The sequence below is a fragment of the Pseudomonas sp. MF09156 genome, assembly GCF_059862305.1.
Genome location: NZ_JCBCUR010000006.1, coordinates 25,813 through 41,590 on the forward strand (window position 1 = coordinate 25,813; position 15,778 = coordinate 41,590).

General features: G+C 57.1%; 16 protein-coding genes. 7 read left to right on the top strand and 9 right to left on the bottom strand.

Translation table 11 applies throughout. The annotated features are described in order from the left end of the window. Window positions 1-373: 373 nt before the first annotated feature. Window positions 374-793 (top strand): hypothetical protein, encoded by a 420-nt coding sequence (locus AC19YY_RS15770; protein WP_116552589.1) that lies wholly within the window; start codon window positions 374-376, stop codon window positions 791-793. Next, a complete protein-coding gene (locus AC19YY_RS15775) occupies window positions 790-1,167 on the top strand; it encodes a hypothetical protein (protein WP_116552588.1) in 378 nt (125 codons plus the stop codon). Before AC19YY_RS15770 ends, AC19YY_RS15775 begins: the two co-directional genes overlap by 4 nt. Window positions 1,168-1,387: 220 nt before the next feature. Here AC19YY_RS15775 and AC19YY_RS15780 read toward each other — a convergent pair whose 3' ends face one another. The 3 genes from AC19YY_RS15780 to AC19YY_RS15790 form a co-directional block, all read right to left on the bottom strand. After that, complete coding sequence (locus AC19YY_RS15780; protein ID WP_500604495.1) at window positions 1,388-1,885, bottom strand: hypothetical protein; 498 nt, start codon at window positions 1,883-1,885, stop codon at window positions 1,388-1,390. A 218-nt stretch (window positions 1,886-2,103) separates the two neighbouring features. Next, window positions 2,104-2,421, bottom strand: a complete 318-nt coding sequence (locus AC19YY_RS15785; protein ID WP_500604496.1) for a hypothetical protein — start codon at window positions 2,419-2,421, stop codon at window positions 2,104-2,106. Beyond that, on the bottom strand, window positions 2,421-3,155 hold the full coding sequence (locus AC19YY_RS15790) for a metallophosphoesterase (protein ID WP_500604497.1): 735 nt from the start codon (window positions 3,153-3,155) through the stop codon (window positions 2,421-2,423). The genes AC19YY_RS15785 and AC19YY_RS15790 overlap by 1 nt, the downstream gene beginning before the upstream one ends. A 254-nt stretch (window positions 3,156-3,409) precedes the next feature. Here AC19YY_RS15790 and AC19YY_RS15795 point away from each other — a divergent pair, with 254 nt between their 5' ends. Both AC19YY_RS15795 and AC19YY_RS15800 read left to right on the top strand, forming a co-directional pair. Further along, complete coding sequence (locus AC19YY_RS15795) at window positions 3,410-3,931, top strand: helix-turn-helix domain-containing protein (protein WP_500604498.1); 522 nt, start codon at window positions 3,410-3,412, stop codon at window positions 3,929-3,931. A 48-nt stretch (window positions 3,932-3,979) separates the two neighbouring features. Further along, a complete protein-coding gene (locus AC19YY_RS15800; RefSeq protein WP_500604499.1) occupies window positions 3,980-4,786 on the top strand; it encodes a hypothetical protein in 807 nt (268 codons plus the stop codon). A gap of 811 nt (window positions 4,787-5,597) precedes the next feature. On the opposite strand, the gene AC19YY_RS15805 is transcribed toward AC19YY_RS15800, so the two are convergent. The 3 genes from AC19YY_RS15805 to AC19YY_RS15815 form a co-directional block, all read right to left on the bottom strand. Continuing rightward, on the bottom strand, window positions 5,598-7,331 hold the full coding sequence (locus AC19YY_RS15805; RefSeq protein WP_500604500.1) for a DUF6119 family protein: 1,734 nt from the start codon (window positions 7,329-7,331) through the stop codon (window positions 5,598-5,600). Window positions 7,332-7,920: 589 nt separating this feature from the next. Beyond that, entirely contained in the window at window positions 7,921-8,127 is a 207-nt protein-coding gene (locus tag AC19YY_RS15810) for a transcription elongation factor GreAB (RefSeq protein WP_500604501.1), read from the bottom strand. A gap of 139 nt (window positions 8,128-8,266) precedes the next feature. Beyond that, window positions 8,267-9,412 (bottom strand): hypothetical protein, encoded by a 1,146-nt coding sequence (locus tag AC19YY_RS15815; RefSeq protein ID WP_178121056.1) that lies wholly within the window; start codon window positions 9,410-9,412, stop codon window positions 8,267-8,269. 300 nt (window positions 9,413-9,712) lie between these two features. Here AC19YY_RS15815 and AC19YY_RS15820 point away from each other — a divergent pair, with 300 nt between their 5' ends. Genes AC19YY_RS15820 through AC19YY_RS15830 form a run of 3 tightly spaced genes read left to right on the top strand, consistent with a single transcriptional unit; the run spans window position 9,713 to window position 13,168 of the window. After that, window positions 9,713-10,639 carry an ABC transporter ATP-binding protein gene (locus tag AC19YY_RS15820; protein WP_500604502.1) on the top strand — a complete coding sequence of 309 codons (927 nt, stop codon included), beginning with the start codon at window positions 9,713-9,715 and terminating at the stop codon, window positions 10,637-10,639. Next, window positions 10,636-11,361, top strand: a complete 726-nt coding sequence (locus AC19YY_RS15825; RefSeq protein ID WP_169952681.1) for an ABC transporter permease — start codon at window positions 10,636-10,638, stop codon at window positions 11,359-11,361. Before AC19YY_RS15820 ends, AC19YY_RS15825 begins: the two co-directional genes overlap by 4 nt. Before the next feature lie 13 nt (window positions 11,362-11,374). Then, entirely contained in the window at window positions 11,375-13,168 is a 1,794-nt protein-coding gene (locus AC19YY_RS15830; protein ID WP_500604503.1) for a Gldg family protein, read from the top strand. 10 nt (window positions 13,169-13,178) lie between these two features. Here the strand turns inward: AC19YY_RS15830 and AC19YY_RS15835 are convergent, their stop codons facing one another. The 3 genes from AC19YY_RS15835 to AC19YY_RS15845 all read right to left on the bottom strand — a co-directional run bounded on the left by AC19YY_RS15835 (window position 13,179) and on the right by AC19YY_RS15845 (window position 15,694). Further along, window positions 13,179-13,487 (bottom strand): class I SAM-dependent methyltransferase, encoded by a 309-nt coding sequence (locus AC19YY_RS15835; RefSeq protein ID WP_169952685.1) that lies wholly within the window; start codon window positions 13,485-13,487, stop codon window positions 13,179-13,181. A gap of 247 nt (window positions 13,488-13,734) precedes the next feature. Beyond that, a complete protein-coding gene (locus AC19YY_RS15840) occupies window positions 13,735-14,169 on the bottom strand; it encodes a DoxX family protein (protein WP_057439195.1) in 435 nt (144 codons plus the stop codon). 103 nt (window positions 14,170-14,272) lie between these two features. After that, on the bottom strand, window positions 14,273-15,694 hold the full coding sequence (locus AC19YY_RS15845; RefSeq protein WP_169952687.1) for an MltF family protein: 1,422 nt from the start codon (window positions 15,692-15,694) through the stop codon (window positions 14,273-14,275). Window positions 15,695-15,778 lie beyond the last annotated feature (84 nt).

The window sequence follows — 15,778 nt, forward strand, 5'->3', positions numbered from 1 at the left end:
GATCGTGTGGTTTCTTGTCGAGGTCATGCTTTGGTGGATGACAGCTTAAAGCCATGCAGAACGTATGGTTAGTCATCCTGGCAAACCTCCTCCGATCACAACCCTCGATCGGCCAGGAGGCTGCTCCATTCGCCTTGTCCGCCCCGCCAGTACACAGCATAAGCTCCGGTGATGGCCTGGGGGGCGGCAGCACTCAACCGGCAAGGTTGATTCCCTCCAATGGCCTGGCTTATTCAAAGGCGCAGACCGGGTCGTCACCCCGCCCCTACCCTGCAAGCCTGAGCTAGACAACGCGAGAGAAATTGGTAAATTCCAATTGTTGCCCCCATACGGCTCGCAAGTAGCCACACCTCAGGTCTAAGGAAGATCTCAGATGTCAGTCGATAACGTCGTTCGCCATTACAAGCAGAATGAGGCACAGCGGGAAAGCAATCGGGTCAAAGAGAAGGAGCGTGAACCGCACACCATCGCACCCCTCGACGGCCACCGAGATTTCATCCTTCGTATACAGCTCAGCCACGAGCGCCACTACGACCAAATTCACGATCTGCTGGAAGAGAGCGGCTGTACTCGAACGGTCATCACGCAAGACGGGGTCAAACGTGATCTACCCCACGCGATGTTTTACCTGCGCGCGCAAGGGTCACCCACTAACCAGATGGTGTTCGAAGCTGTGGCCGAGATTCTGAATGAGCACGCTGATCTGCACCCCCTGGACGACCTCAATCCTCAAATCATTGTCATGATCGCACAGGACGTTTACCTGGATCTCGACGTGAGCAAGCAACCATGATCGGTCATACCCACGGTTTTCCAGACTCCGATTGGGCGCAAGCCAAAACCACTGCACGAGAACTCCTGATCAGGCGCGCACGGCTCAAGGATCGCGAGTTTGTGACCTATGGTGAGCTCGTGACCAAGCTCCCACTGGCTATAGAGCCCACCGATCCCCGGCTCAGCTACCTGCTGGATGAGATCTCGACCGAAGAATACGCCGAGGGTCGAGGCTTCCTCACAGCACTCGTGGTGCATCAAGAAGACTGGCTGCCGGGCACTGGTTTTTTCACCATGGCTCGCCGTTGCGGCGCTGAATACAAGAATCAGGAGACGTTTTTCTTGGAAGCGTTTAATTACGTGGTCGAATACTGGCGAGCGCACCGGGACTGAGTGTATGGGATCCCTGCTGCGACAGGGCCCACTACTCATGAGCTGATGTGGGGCACCTCCCGGACAGAGCTTATCTGGGGGCCCACATCAGCCTAAAGCGCTTGTACCGCTGAACGGATGAGCCGCGCGCAGCGAAAGGCTACTGGCTTTGAGCGTGAAGAATGCCCTCAACAGTAGCCCTACAGAAGCCCCCGTCCGAGAGGGTGAATGGCCCCCGCTGCTACCGAACAGTAACCCCATGACTGGCCAAATCATTTACCAAAGTATTGCGTCGGAGCATGCCTGGAATTTTAAAGACATTTCGATAGCCGTAATACATAAAGCCGGGAATCAGCAGTAAGCCCAAACCGTAAGTCGCAGTCGCCACAATGATGCCTGCAGGAATAGCTGCAAGGGACATCAAAACACCCTTAAACATGCTCGACTTGGCAACAATTCGCATATCATCCAAGTCATATTCCACTTTACCGTCACTCTTTTCAAACGCAATCAGCACGATAGAGCTTTTAGCAAGATGCTTGTAGTACCAAACCCTGGGCACATCAGTAACGAGCGCACCCTGATATTTAAGATACTTCAACATCACAACTTCCTTGAAGTAAAACGTATTACCTTGCTCGTCCTCTAGCCTGACCCTGCCATAGAGCGCATCGATGTCACCTACCGCCTTAACATCAAAGTTTTTAACGGTGACTTTCAGCTTCTTCAATTCAGACATGCATTGTCCTTAACTGCACTTAACCATAAGACAAGCGGATGAAAAAGGCCGCATACCTGGCGTTTTACCAACCGACCCAAATCATCGAGTTGATCGTTGATTACCTTAAAGCGCTCAAGATTGCGGGTACCCACGAAAAGATCCTGCAGGTAGCGCCCTGGCAGTCCGGGCTACAGCACGCAATCCTTGCCGGGCAAGCAACAAGATGTCCTCGTCCATCACACGCTCAGCTCACTCGTGATCACAAAGTGGTCTGCCCCGCCGACGCTGCGCATCAGCTTGAATCCCGCCCTCTCATCGACGAACTCCAACGGAGGAGTGGCAACAGTCATCCCGTTGTCGCTCGCGCCCGACAAATCGCTGAAAACAGTTGCTGCGTAGCGTTGACCCGCCCTCGCAGCACTGGCCAAGTACGCGTCAATGGTTATCCCCCAATCAATGCTCTGCGCCTGAACGACCTCGATAGGCACATTGTGCTCAAGCGGCACAGACTTCAAAGCGTGCGGGAAAGCCTGCTTTCTCACAGAAGTCGACATCAAATTTCAATCTCCAATAAAGGGTCGAAACCGTTTGCTTCGTTGGGATAGCCCCGAGGATTGGAGATCACCCGGCAGCCTGCCAGCTCGACATCAACACAGTGATGCGTATGGCCGAACACCCACGCATCGGCCTTTTCAATTAACGTCGACCACTCGTTGGTGTAGGCAGCGTTAAGATGTCCCTCATCCTTTATCCCGGCCACAAATGACGCTGGGGCATGGTGGGTAACGACGACCGTTTTGCCTTCAAATTTTTGGTCAAGCTGCTCGGTTAGCCACGCTCTGGCCGCGTGGTTGCGAGTCACGAGATCATCAGGCCTGAGCCGCCTGTAATTGGTATCTATCCGGATGTATCTAAAATCGTTCATCCACTCTTTTGCCATCTTGCATGCCGCAACCTGGTCACCGCTGCTCGTGAAATCTGTCCACGCTGTCGTGCCTAGGATCCGGACGCCGTTGATGATCAGCATCTCGTTTTCCAAGACGTGTACGTGATCGAGCGCAGCGTCCTTCATCTTCTGAAGGGTTCGGTCGATGTGACCATCATAGAATTCGTGATTTCCGCAGACATAAACGATGGGGCAGTCGAACGCTTCACTGGCCCACTTCACGCCGCGACCCTTTTTGTCGATATCACCGGCGAGGATCACTAAGCCAACGCTCGGGTCTAGGGGCGGTGGGTCGAAGCGATGAAGCTCTCTGTGCAAGTCAGAGTAAATCCGAACTCTCAAACACTACCCTCCGTTGGATCGGCCACCGTCTCATCTTGCGATAGCAGCAGATCCCGATTCGATTTAGCGGTGAATTGAAGCCACTACCCAGGCCACTACCCTGCCCCACCTCTGGAGCTACAGGCATGGCGACGGCCACTGGCTCCGGGCCTGGTAGCTCACCGACAACCGAATCAGGAAACGCCAATAGCCACCTACGACCAGCGCATCGTCCAGTTTTATACACCATATGCGGTGTAACTGTACATCCCGGCATGGCTACATCCTCCAATTTGAGGATATTCGCGTTGACGTTGATCAGACCGGCCCTCGCGGCCGTCATACGAGCAGTTCGAGGCAGCCTGGGGCTAACCCAGGAGGGCTTGTCTCACGCAACCTCTCGCACCTACGTGGCAAAGATCGAAAACGCGCAGAGCACGCCAACGTTGGACAAGTTTTCGGAGCTTGCCGAGGCACTCGGGCTGAGCCCCTTAGCGTTGCTTTCACTCGTTCTGGCCACACGTGACAACGTCTCGACTCAGAGCTTGCTCGCTCAAGCCACAGCGGAGTTGGAGGCCCTTGAGCAACGGATAAGCGCCTCAGATATCGCCGAACATCTCACCGGGGCGGGCGTCTTGAAGCGGCCGGCCGCGCGACCAGTCAACGTGGTCAAACTCAAGAAGGTGCTCCAGTGCAAAGAGTCGGGCTTGACCCAATCTGAGACTGCACGGCAACTCGGCATCACTCGATCCACGGTGAATTTCTTGTGGAAGCGATCACTGCCGGCTGACGATTGAGTAGCTGATACACGACCCGCAGCAGAAACACTGCCCAAGGAAAGGCGCATGAAGCAACGCACACTAGACTGGCGCAAACGCCGTAGCTGGCTGGCCTCTATCCGCTTCTACGCGAGCGACCTGCTAGACCCAGCACTGCGTAGCCACCTCCAGCGAAGCCGTCCAGACTGCTGGCCAGATGATCTAACCTGGCTGCCGGATCATGATGAACTCGTCCCCGCCTTCTGCGAAAAGCTGACTGGCTATTACAGCCATGTGAAAGCCTTCCACGGATGCCGCCCTGAGAACCTCCGTTCCTATTACGAACTAGGGCTACAGGGTCAACAGATCGACCGCATTCAAACGCGCTTTCGGCAGCTTTTCCATGACGTCGATCCCGCTAGAGTCCAGCAAGCACTCGATGAACTGCAGACTCGGAGCACCAGTGAGAAAGGGAAAATCTGGTTATCCGGGGATGACCGCGACATGCTCAAGGACTATGGCCACTACGCCATCAACGGCAGTGAGTACCTCATGGCGCTCGCCGCTGAGTTGAACGGCGATAGCGGCCGAGGGGTGGACTATCGCTGGCGACTTCGCGAAATCGGAGTACCGACCATTCTTGAGGTGGACATACCCTTCTCCTTCGTCCAAGAAGTGCAGCAAGTTCGACTGGCGAAAATGATCCTTTCCACGTGGGGTCAGAACATGACGGGGCGGCAACTAGGTAGGGATGCCCCACCGTGCTACATCATCCGCCAGGATATTCCGCCTGACTGCATCAAGGGTCACTATCACCCCGAGCGCATCCGCGATCCCCACCGTGCCCATGCCATGTACGTAAGTCAGGTAACCCGGTGCGAGATGTGTGCGTAGCAACCCGCTGCGCTGGCACGCCCACCCGTTCAGGGCTCCGCCATGGAGACCTAAAAGCATTTCTGGCCGCTCAACATCGATTACCCCGCGTCTCGTCTCCCACCCCACGGATCTGGTCGATTCTCCTTGGCTGAGTCGAATATCGAGGGGTTTGTCTCTCGGCTCCAGGGCTGCTGGGCTGCTGTGCTGCTGTGCTGCACAACGCCGGGCCTCTGGCGAATATGCCGCGTTTCATCTCTCACCACGCGCATCTGTCGATTCGCCGTGCATGAGCTGAATATCGGGGGGTTTGCCACTCAGAGCTGGGGCTACTGTGGGGCTTATGTGGTGCGCAACGCCGGGGCTGTGCCGAATATCACGGGTTTTGTCTCTCGGCTCCGGGGCTGCTGGGGGCTGCCGGGGGGCTGCTGGAGCCCGCAACGCCGGGGGTATGGCGAATATCGCTGGATTTGTCTCTTAGCTCCTGAACTGCGGCGCCGCGCAACAGCGATACTCAGAGGGAAACCAAAGCCAACGCTGGTGAGTCCGCGACGCTCTGATCCAGTTCTACCTGGCCCAGGGATGTGAACGCCTGCTGTAGTGGCTGCCTGCTGCCCTGGCACAACCCGTCTATTGAACGAGCACTGGCCTGCAGGCAAGCGGAGCGCGCAGCGGTGAAGGATGGAAGCCCGAAGGGCCAAGACAGGCGATGGCCTGGCTTGGTTCACGACAGCCAGCCCGCTAGGGCACCGCAAACGAGAAGACGTACCCATTGGCAGAACTGATGGGCGCGGCTGGGATGCTGAGATCAATCGTGGATATACCGGTTCCCCTACTCTTCCTCTCCGAAACCTGCCTCGGCGTCATCAACCTCGTCGCCAACCTCGCCGCCCTCCTCCTCGTCGTCAACGCCCAACTCATCCTGCTCGTGCGCCGGCTTTGCGATGATTTCCAGCGCCACTGGGATGTCCAGTCGCTCAATCCGATCCACCGCAGCCTGCAGGCTGACTTTGCTGAAAAAGGGAAGATCCAGGTCGCCGTTTCTGTAGGGCTTGCGCATCACCCCATACACAATCGTGTAATCAGCCCGCGCCACGCGGCCATTGATTGCGGGTAACAGCGCCAAAACCGCCCGCCTGCGGTTGCTCACAACCCTGCGCAGCTTCTTGCGAAAGTCTGCATCACTCACCAGCGCTTCCGCGCTGACCACGCCTTGCGACCACAGGTGGCTGATGGGGCCTGACGAGTGTCCGTCCTTCAGGTGGATGAACTGCCTGGCGTTCGACAGGAAATCGCACGGCTCAATGTTCGCGTATCGAACCCCTTCCGGGTTGATCTTCACCTGATCCAGGCACAGCAGGTCAGCCCGGTTTTCCTCCAGATGAGCGATGAGCTCCCGCTCATTCCGGCAATGCGTGGGCCCGATGATTTCCACCCTCGGAATGGCCTGGAAACGCTCCTCCACCTGACGCTTGAAGTTGCGCTCGACGCAGTACCATTGCCCGGAGAAAAGGACGTAGCTGTTGTTGACACCACCAGACCGGACGTTGGTTTCAAAGGTAAAGCAGTTGTAGACGCGCCATTGCACTTTGAAGACGTCTGAGTCCGGGGCTTTGGCCTTGATGTAGTGGCGCTCGCGGATGTCATCAATAGTGCCGTCGAATTCGCAGCGATCGAGCTCGGCGACGTAGTCCTCGATCGACAGGCTGTGAAAATCCGTGCCGCTGCTGCCGAAGCCGTTGTAGTGCAGCAGGCACCCCTCCTGGTAATCCACGATCTCCGGGGGCGCCATGTGGAGCTCGCTGTCCCTTCCTTCACGCAATGCTCTTAATGCCGCGAATAGCTTGCGATCAAGGGCGTTCAGGGTGCCCCTGTCCCGGACAACCTGCATGTTGTCGATCCACGGGAAGCGCTGCTTGTAGGTGTTGGTGCGGTATACGTGCAGGATCTGCTCGCACTTGGTCAGCAAGTCGTCCGACGCGAGCTTGCAGGTAATGGAAAGGCTGTCTCGACCCGCAACGAATTTCGCAAAATTTGCTTCGTTAGGAGTGCCGCCGGCAACGCGCGCAAGATCCCTCAGCACGTCAACGCCGAAGTCCTGGACGTCACTGTCTTTGCTGGCCTGCACACGCTTCTGGAACGTCACGGCGTCAGGGGTCGCCAGATCCAGCGTGCGTAACCCATCACGTGGCACCGAGTTCAGCGTGACTTTCAGGCCAAACTGGCGCTCGAACGCCTCTTCCTCCAACGCCATGTGGATATGCCCAAAGCAGATCGCGAAAATCCGATCATCAACGGGCAGGAACAGCACGGCACCGGCGCCGCTGGCGATCAGGTTGTCAGGCTGTGCGCCCACCTGCTCCTCGACAAATGAAATCCAGCCGGGCCTGCTGGTGAAGATCTGGCCGACCAACAAATGCGCACCTTCGACCCCTGGCCAGTCCGATCGCGTAAGTCGATTGCGACGCGCCCCCGATATGTACTCTTCCTTGAGGGCCTCGTCGGCCTCGTAGTCACTACGCAGTAACCGTACGGAAAGCGTCCTGACTTTCTCCGGATTGGGCAAGGCAGCACTCCCTAGACATGCTGATGATCTGGGCTCGGTTTTTGGCCCTGGGTGTTTGTTCGTTTGGCTTGGTTTTTTTCTTGGGTTTGGTTTTTTCTTGGGCTTGGTTTTTTCTTGGCCTGGGTTGCTTACCTGGTACCCGACACGGAGACGGGCACAGCTAGCACTGGGCCAGCATGACTATGGGCCAGAAAACGTGTTTTTTCCAGGTGAGGAATTGGCTCGCCTGGACGTCTTCGAGGTGTGTCCAGTGATGGGCGTGTATCCGGGTGATGCGCGGACTGACGGTTTATTGGCGATGCGGAGGTTAGCGGTCGTTCGGTGTTTGTTGAGAGATGGGGGGGCGTTTGCAGGTGTCGGCGTCAGGGCGAATGAGGGAGTGCGTAATCCTTGCCGGGCTGGTCGGGCGTGATGGGCTTAGGGGTTGGACGAGGGGGAAGTCGGGTTGGATTTGGGTGGGTTGATCAGCTGGGCCGACATGGATCTAGGGAAGATTGCGGGTGAAATGGGCTTGCGGCGTCTGAACAAGCCCCTCCACCAGCTCCATTTTCTACTCGAAAGAGTAGGCCTGAAATAGTAGGCCTACTATTTATGCGGGCCTACTGGGGCAAGGGGTGCGCTCGAAATAGTAGTTCCGTTGGGGTGCCTGCGCGTAGTCGGCGTTCTCGCTGCGATCTCCCAGCGAAGCGGCCCAGGTCACCTTGCGCGTAGTATCCGGACGCTTTTCTCGCCACAGGTAATCCAGCTCTTTCTTCAGCGCCTCATGACCTTCTTTGGTAATCAGCTTGGTACTCAAAAGCGTCACATCCCCAGGAAATATCCATTGGTTCAAACCAGCCTTGCATCAGCCACGGATGCACTGGCTGGCTGCCGGCAACCGGTCAGGTTTGATAATAAATGAACGCCAAAAAGTAGCCAGGCCTGATTCCCTCAGGTCAGTCGGCCCTAGGCACGTTGCCCGGCTCCTGCTCGACCTTTCCCACAGGAAACAAGGTTCCATCCAGGCGATAGAGCAACGCCTTTAGATCCCCCCTGAAACCCGACAATTGCCCCAGGCCATTCGCCAACTGTTCAGCCTGCTGTTGGGATGCCCTGTCATGGGCCTGTAGCCTGAACGACTCATCTTCCAGCTGTCGCGCCCAATCTTCCAGGCGCCGTTGTTCCGCCTCCTGCAACTGCGTATCCCGGACCAGATTTGCCTCGCGGCTATCCAAGGCTTCTGTACGCTGTTGCAAGGTAACTTCCTGGGCGCTGACTTGTTGGTGAGCCCGCTCCAATGTTGCTTTTTCCTGGAGCAACTGGCTGCGCTGTTCCTCCAACTCCTCCTGTTGCTGGAGCACCGCGCGCTTTTGCTGCGTCAACTCATGTGCCACTCGGGCCAGATTGGTCAGGGTGGTGTCTACTTCAACCAGGGTCGACTGATCCGCGACTACAGGTGGCCGCTCCTGCACCTGCTGAACGGGGGCGGTTGGCGTCGGCAATGGCAAGGACTCAACGGCCCGGATGGCGGGCACCACCACCGGCGGTTCTTCCTGGGACTCAGGCGGCAAATCCTCCGCATGACTTGCTATACCGGGTGGCGACACCATTTTTGATGAGAAGCGAATAGACGGCACAATCAACTCGGTGCTCTCAATCGCGGGCAAGCCAATGACTGACGTCCCAAGGGTGATCACCTTCATCACCAATGCTTTCTTGATCATCAGCGAATGGTGATCCTCCGGCCGAGCCGTCGGCAGCTTGCTGCCCTTCAGGTCGATGAAGTGATAAGGCACCTGCGACTCTGAGGCGTTGCCATCCTTAGCGCCAGATGCCGTGGCCAGGGTGATGATCTGCTTGAGGACGCTCATTGCCAGTTGCAGGCTCTCCTTGGACTCGATGCCTCCAAGAAAATACCGCTCGGCTTTTTTGCGCAAGGCGGCGAGATAGACCCGGGAGCTTCCGGGCTCGACCTCTTCATCCAGGCTATAGACAAGAAAGTTCGATGCGATTTGCGGTACCGCAAAACAACAGAGCAATGCACCGTTAACCGGGGAATCATGACCAGAGTGTTCAAGAACAAGAGTACGTAGAAGCATCATGAGTGTCGAACTCCATTACGGTAGTACTTCATATACACGCCATCTATAAAATCAAAAATCAACACCACACCAAGAGCAATGCAATTGTTTCAGCGAGTGATTGGGGCACATGTAGGACTTACCTTATTCGCGCGTCCTAGCGTTTCCAAGCGCCCCCATTGAACGTACCATTTTTTAACAATGCCGCAGATCAATACTTTTCATCTTAAACCTTTGGCAACTCGCAGCCTGAAGACACAGGTTAATTGAGGCCGTGTCCAACCTGGCGCGTCCTGGCAAACAACCAAGCAGAAAAGAATAATGATCGAAATAACAAATCTAACAAAGAAAGCCGGACGCACTACGATCCTCGACAACTTGACATTCAGCGCTCAGCCCCGGGAATGCATAGGATTGTTCGGACATGATGGCGCCGGCAAAAGCACCCTACTAAAACTACTTTCAGGTGGCATTCCGGCAACTTCCGGAAATATAAAAATACACGACCTGGCTATATCCACACACCCTATAAAGACCAGAAAGATAATAGGTTACCAGCCTGAATCCGCACTCAGCCATGGCAGCATGAAGGTTAAGAGCTTTCTGGGTTTCATGGCTGAAGTTCGTGGGTTCCGGGGCCTGGAAAAACGCAAGATGGTGGATCGCGCCATCACCCGCCTGGAGCTATGGCGGGTACTCAACTCACCCGTCGCCGCCTTGCCTGCGGGGCACCGACGCAAAGTGGCACTGGCCCAGGCCATTGTGCATGACCCCAAGCTGCTGCTGCTCGATGAACCCACCGAAGGCCTGGACGCCCTGCAAAAACATAAGGTCGGGATGCTCATCCAGTCACTGACCGAAGACATGACCGTGATGATCGCCTCGCGTAACCCCGAGGAGTTTTCCTCGATCTGCCAGCGGGCGCTGGTCCTGGCCGAAGGCCGCCTACTGGCTGATGCCCCGGTCACGCAACTGCTGCGCAGCTCGCGTCATTACCAGGCAATCACCCTGGCCGCCGATGCTCCCCTGGACCTGCTGGCGCTGGCCGTACTTCCTGGGGTGGCCGGCATTGAAGAAGACCGGCACGCCGACGGCAGCGTGACGGTACTCGCGATGCCGGGGCAAATCATTTATCCCCACGTCAATGCCCTGGTCGCCAATCGTCGTTGGAAGATCAACTCCTTGAGCATTGAGCCGGGACGCCTAAGCGATGTCATCCACCATATGAGCCAGGAGGCACCCAATTGAAACGTCTACCCGTGATATTCAAGCGCCAACTCAGCAGTTACTTGTCGAGCCCAGCCACTTACTTCGGCATCGCACTCTTCCTGCTGACCAATGCTGCGCTGGGTTTTTATGTAGGACACTTCTTAGATAAAGCCCCGACTAATTTACATGCTTTTTTTCAGTTCCATCCCTGGCTCTATCTAATTTTCATTCCATTTATTTCCACATTACTTTGGCTGGATGAGCATAAAGATACTGCACTGGTCTTTACCAACACCCTGCCAGTTTCCGCATTAGAACTGACATTGGGCAAATTTTTCGCCGCATGGGTCCTGTGTGCCCTGACCCTGCTGTTAAACTTTCCGCTGATTATTGCCATCAACTATCTGGCCCCGGCGGACAACTCAACGATCCTCGCGCAATGTATCGGGAGTTGGCTGCTGGCTGGGGCCTATCTTTCGTTCTCCGGTCTGATCTGCGTACTGGCCTGTAACCGACTGATTATCTTCAGCCTCACCCTTACGTTGCTATTGATAACCAGCACTTTATCATCCGTGCTGGATATGCTGGCCCATCAGACACCGATCTGGATTATTGACAGTTTGATCTCACTCAATCCACGGCTACGTTTCAGCGCCATCGACAGCGGCCTGTTGACGCTGCAGGACACCTCGTACTTCGTCAGCATGATCATCGCTTTCCTCACTGCAACCACCCTCACTTTAAATTTCAGAAAAGGCTGAGAACGGATATCCCATGAGGAACCTTATAAACTTTGGCGTGACGTTGGTCGTCATCGCCCTGCTTTTTCTCGCCTTCAATCTGGTCTGGGTCCTGAAACTGCCCAACTATCGCCTGGACCTTTCCGGGCACCAAATCCATACCCTGTCTCCCTCCACCGATGCCCTGCTCGCGACACTTGAAATGCCCATGGACCTGTACTTTTTCAACGCCAGCCACCCCCGTAAAAGTGAAGTTTTGAACAATCATGGCGAACACATCGCAATGCTGCTCAAGGCTTATGAGAGCGCGGCAAACGGCAACATCAATCTGCACCTGATCGACCCCCGGCCCTTTTCCGAAGATGAATATAAGGCGCAGGTATTGGGACTGGACAGTAAACAAGGACTGTTTGGCCTGATCGGCATCCGTGCAAACCAGGAGCCGCAGAAAATCGAAAGGTTCGACCCCAGCCAAGCGGACTTCCTGGAATATGAGATCAGCCGCCTGATCCACAACGTCGCCCGCCAGGAGCAACCGACTATCGGGCTGATCTCCGGATTACCCATAGATGGCAGCCGGGACGAGCTCAATCAGGCCACCGCGCCGCCGTGGCAGTTGCTCAAGGAGTTGCGCAGCCATTTCAACCTGATGAGCCTGGGCAACGACATCCCGCGCATCCCCGAACACATCAAGACCTTGATGGTCGTCCAACCCGCTCGACTCGCGCAACAAACACTTTTTGCCATTGACCAATTTGTCCTGGCAGGGGGCAGGTTGATGATGTTTATCGACCCGCTGAACGATCTGGACTCGACCGCCCACACCGCCATCCAGCAAAGCCTGCTCGCGGCTTGGGGCGTGCAGATGCCGGCGAATATGGTATTGGCGGACAGCCTCTATGCAACCCCGGTAGTCATGACCAGCGGCCAGCCGCCTGTACGCCACCCCGGGGCAATTACCCTGCCCAGAGAGGCGATGGCGCAGCACGATATCAGTAGCTGGGGCGTCGACAGTGTGACGCTGTTAAATCCCGGCACACTCATACCACTGAAAAAAAGCCGCACCACCTTCACCCCGCTCCTGCAAAGTTCCGAGCAAGCCAGCACGTTCGATGGGGCACGTTTCACTCAAAAGGACGCTTTCGACGCCATGCTCGGCGAGGCGGCCAATCGTGGTCGGAGGAATGTAATCGCCGCCCGTATCGAAGGGCCCGCCTATTCCGCGTTTGCGGACGGTATCAACGGCCAGAAAGCTACGCTGCAAAAGGCCACGAATATCCAAGTAGTTGTGGTTGCCGACATTGACCTGCTCAGCGATCGCGTCTGGCTGGCCCCACGCAATGCCAACGGGCAAAAAGCGCCGCGTCCAGGCAATGCCAGGTTTGTCTTGAATACCCTGGACAACCTCGCAGCACCCGACATGCTGCGCGCGATCAGCCCGCGTGCGAGTGACCAGCAACCACCCGGGTTGCTGGACCGGCTGCGCAACGAGGCTGCACAAACCTACCGAAAAAAGGCGGCCCTGCTGGAACAACGCCTGGACCAGGCAGAAAAGGAATGGCAATTACTGAACACGCCGCCATCAATGCTGGGGGGGCAGGCTGTCCCTTCGAGCGCGCTGTTGCAGGCGCTGAACAAAGAACGCCTGCGATTACGCATGGAGCTTCACACCTTGGAAGATACGGCCTACAAGAGCGTCCGCCAGTTGGAGCTCAGCGTGGTGCTGCTCACCAGCATCACCGTTGCGCTGATCGTAAGCCTGTTGGGCTTGGGGATCTTCGTCTCGCGTCGCCGTCGCCAACACCCGCCTGCCGCAGCGTTCTACTGAGCGTCGCGGCTTAACGCCGGGTAATCAAACCCTGGCGCGCCACGCGGGTCAGGTGGCGGATGAACTCGCTGGCATCCTCGGCGTTCGGCGCCTGGATCACCGCCAGGTCAAAGCTGTTGGTGGCAAAGCGGGCCAGGGACTCGCCGTCTTCGACAAACTGGATCAGGAACGCCGAAGGACGGCCAGTGCGGCGGGGCCAGCCATCCAGGTAACGCAATAGCGTCGGCTGGTGCTTGCCGCCAAGGAGGATTTTCGGGTTGCGCTGAGTCAGGCCCGCAGTGATCGGGGCCAGGCGTACAAGAGGTCGTAGTGCATTCATCGTGTCGTGTCTCTGCCTCAAAAGTCTGCGGGCAGGTGAGAGGCAACACCGAACCAGCGCTTTAGCGGTATTTCGAAACCTGGAGCAGGCTTCTGTCGGGACTGCAGCGAGTCCCTGTGGCGCCCCGCAATTAGCTGTTTAAATCGGCGCATGCAGCATCCTAGAGAAGCCGGTGGGGCGGTGTCAAGAATCCCGTACAACGAAAAAGGCCCGCACAGGGCGGGCCTTTAACACGTGTGCAGCGCGATCAATTGGCGATGGCGCGGTCAGCAGACAGTTTGCCAGCACCTTCGAACAGCACCGCCACTGTGCCACCCAGCAGTGCCAGGGCGAACTCATAGCCGTTGTTGGCCATGAACAAACCGTTGCTGATATGCACCGAGAAGATCGCCACCAGCGAGACAATGGTCAAGCCCAGCGCCGCTGGACGTGCCAGCAAGCCAATGATCAGCGCCAGCCCGGCAAAGAACTCAGTACCGCCCGACAACAGTGCCATCAGGGTACCCGGGGCCAGGCCGATGCTCTCCATCCACTGCGCCGTGCCTGCCAGGCCGCCGCCGCCGAACCAGCCGAAAAGTTTTTGCGAACCGTGGGCGGCAAAAATGATACCGACGAAAATCCGCAGGACTGTCAGGCCGTAGCCTGCGCGGGTGGACAGAAGGTTTTTGATCATTGGGCTCATAGTGATAATCCTTTTCGAAGTAGGGGTTGGTTGGTCGCTATATTAATCAGTTTAAATAATGATAAAAGCCGAAAAAAGCGCTAATCAATATCGATAAATTAGATTATTTGCGTGAGACGATCTTTGCCCCCACCGGCTCCAGGGAGTCCCGTTCCCGATCAAAGGCCAAGTAGTACTTGTTCACGCTATTAACATAGCTGACGCCGCCCATTCCGACCTGCTCCATGGCGATGCGCTCGACCTGGAAGAACCACTGATTGGGGTTCAAGCCCCGGCGTCGCGCCTCGGCGCGCATGCCCTGCACCCGTTCCGGGCCCATGTTGTAGGCCGCCAGGACGAACGCCATGCGCTCGCGCTCATTGAGCTTGGGGCTGGCGAAGAACTTGCGCCGAATCAGCGCGAGGTAGCGCGCACCCGCCTGCACATTGCTGTCCAGGGTCTGAATATTGTTGACCCCTACCCGCTGGGCGGCCGACGGAGTGATCTGCATCAGGCCGGTTGGCCCGCTGCCGCTTTTCGCGCCGGGATTGAGGGACGATTCCTTGAAAGCCAGGGCCGCCAGGTTCAGCCAGTCCATGCCTTGCTCACGTGCATGCTTTTGCAGGATCGGGCGCAGTTTTTCCAGGCGCTGTCGATCCGCCCGAGCCAAGGGGTAACGCACCTGATAGAGGCGGCGATAAATACGCTGGAAGGCCACATCCTGGTCTGACGGAGTCTTGTAGGTTTTCAGGAAGCGATCGATGCTCGCCCGCAGCATCGAGGCATCCTGACGTACGAACCAGTACTCCTCCCCCGGCTCGCTGATCGCTACTTGCTTGTCAAAACGCAACTTGGGCAGGATCTTCGACCAACGCTCGGCAATCGGCCGCTCGACAATGGTCAGGTGGAAGATCCCCGCCTGGACCATCTCCAATACATCTTCCACCGCCAGGCTGGGGTCCACCCACTCCACCTTGACCGGCGGCAGTTTGCGCAGCGCCAGTTTCTGGTTGATCTGGTTGACCGCCTCCCCCGCTGCACTCCCCGTCGTCAGGGCCAGGGTGCGCCCCGACAACTGCTCCAAGCGGGTAAACCGTCGCTCGCCCTTGAGGCCCACCAGCCACAGCGGCACATCGCTGGCAATCGGGTCACTGCTGCTGATCTTGTGGGCCGCCGTCGCATCCAGCAGTTCACCGGGCGCTACCAGGTCACCTTCACCACGGGCCAAGGCGCCCAGCAACTGATCCTTGGCCTTGGGGATGATTTTGAGGTTGATTTCCTGGCCATCGCGGGCACGGCCATTGAGGTAGTGTTCGAAGGCGCGCAGGCGGTGATACTCAACGCCAATGGACTGGCCCTGGACCTCACCGGAACTGTTACGGCTCTGGTTGACCAGCACCCGCAAAGTGCGGCTGCTGCGGATTTCTGCCAGGTCCCGGACTTTGCTCGGCTTGGTCACTTCCAGCGGCCCGTCCAGACGCGCAACCGCCGCCGTGGGCAGCAGCAGGGTCAGGCACACCATGAGCATTGCCGAGGGTCGGATCATCCGCTCTCCGGAAAGAACAAGGCCCCATGCACCGCGAAAAACGCCGCATTGGGGGACAGAAACAGAGCGCCAGAGGCGCAGACT

Bases quoted from the DNA above. Each gene is read 5' to 3' on its own strand.
- AC19YY_RS15770 (WP_116552589.1), top strand. From the start codon at position 374: ATGTCAGTCGATAACGTCGTTCGCCATTACAAGCAGAATGAGGCACAG.
- AC19YY_RS15775 (WP_116552588.1), top strand. From the start codon at position 790: ATGATCGGTCATACCCACGGTTTTCCAGACTCCGATTGGGCGCAAGCC.
- AC19YY_RS15780 (WP_500604495.1), bottom strand. From the start codon at position 1,885: ATGTCTGAATTGAAGAAGCTGAAAGTCACCGTTAAAAACTTTGATGTT.
- AC19YY_RS15785 (WP_500604496.1), bottom strand. From the start codon at position 2,421: ATGTCGACTTCTGTGAGAAAGCAGGCTTTCCCGCACGCTTTGAAGTCT.
- AC19YY_RS15795 (WP_500604498.1), top strand. From the start codon at position 3,410: ATGGCTACATCCTCCAATTTGAGGATATTCGCGTTGACGTTGATCAGA.
- AC19YY_RS15800 (WP_500604499.1), top strand. From the start codon at position 3,980: ATGAAGCAACGCACACTAGACTGGCGCAAACGCCGTAGCTGGCTGGCC.
- AC19YY_RS15815 (WP_178121056.1), bottom strand. From the start codon at position 9,412: ATGATGCTTCTACGTACTCTTGTTCTTGAACACTCTGGTCATGATTCC.
- AC19YY_RS15820 (WP_500604502.1), top strand. From the start codon at position 9,713: ATGATCGAAATAACAAATCTAACAAAGAAAGCCGGACGCACTACGATC.
- AC19YY_RS15830 (WP_500604503.1), top strand. From the start codon at position 11,375: ATGAGGAACCTTATAAACTTTGGCGTGACGTTGGTCGTCATCGCCCTG.
- AC19YY_RS15835 (WP_169952685.1), bottom strand. From the start codon at position 13,487: ATGAATGCACTACGACCTCTTGTACGCCTGGCCCCGATCACTGCGGGC.
- AC19YY_RS15840 (WP_057439195.1), bottom strand. From the start codon at position 14,169: ATGAGCCCAATGATCAAAAACCTTCTGTCCACCCGCGCAGGCTACGGC.
- AC19YY_RS15845 (WP_169952687.1), bottom strand. From the start codon at position 15,694: ATGATCCGACCCTCGGCAATGCTCATGGTGTGCCTGACCCTGCTGCTG.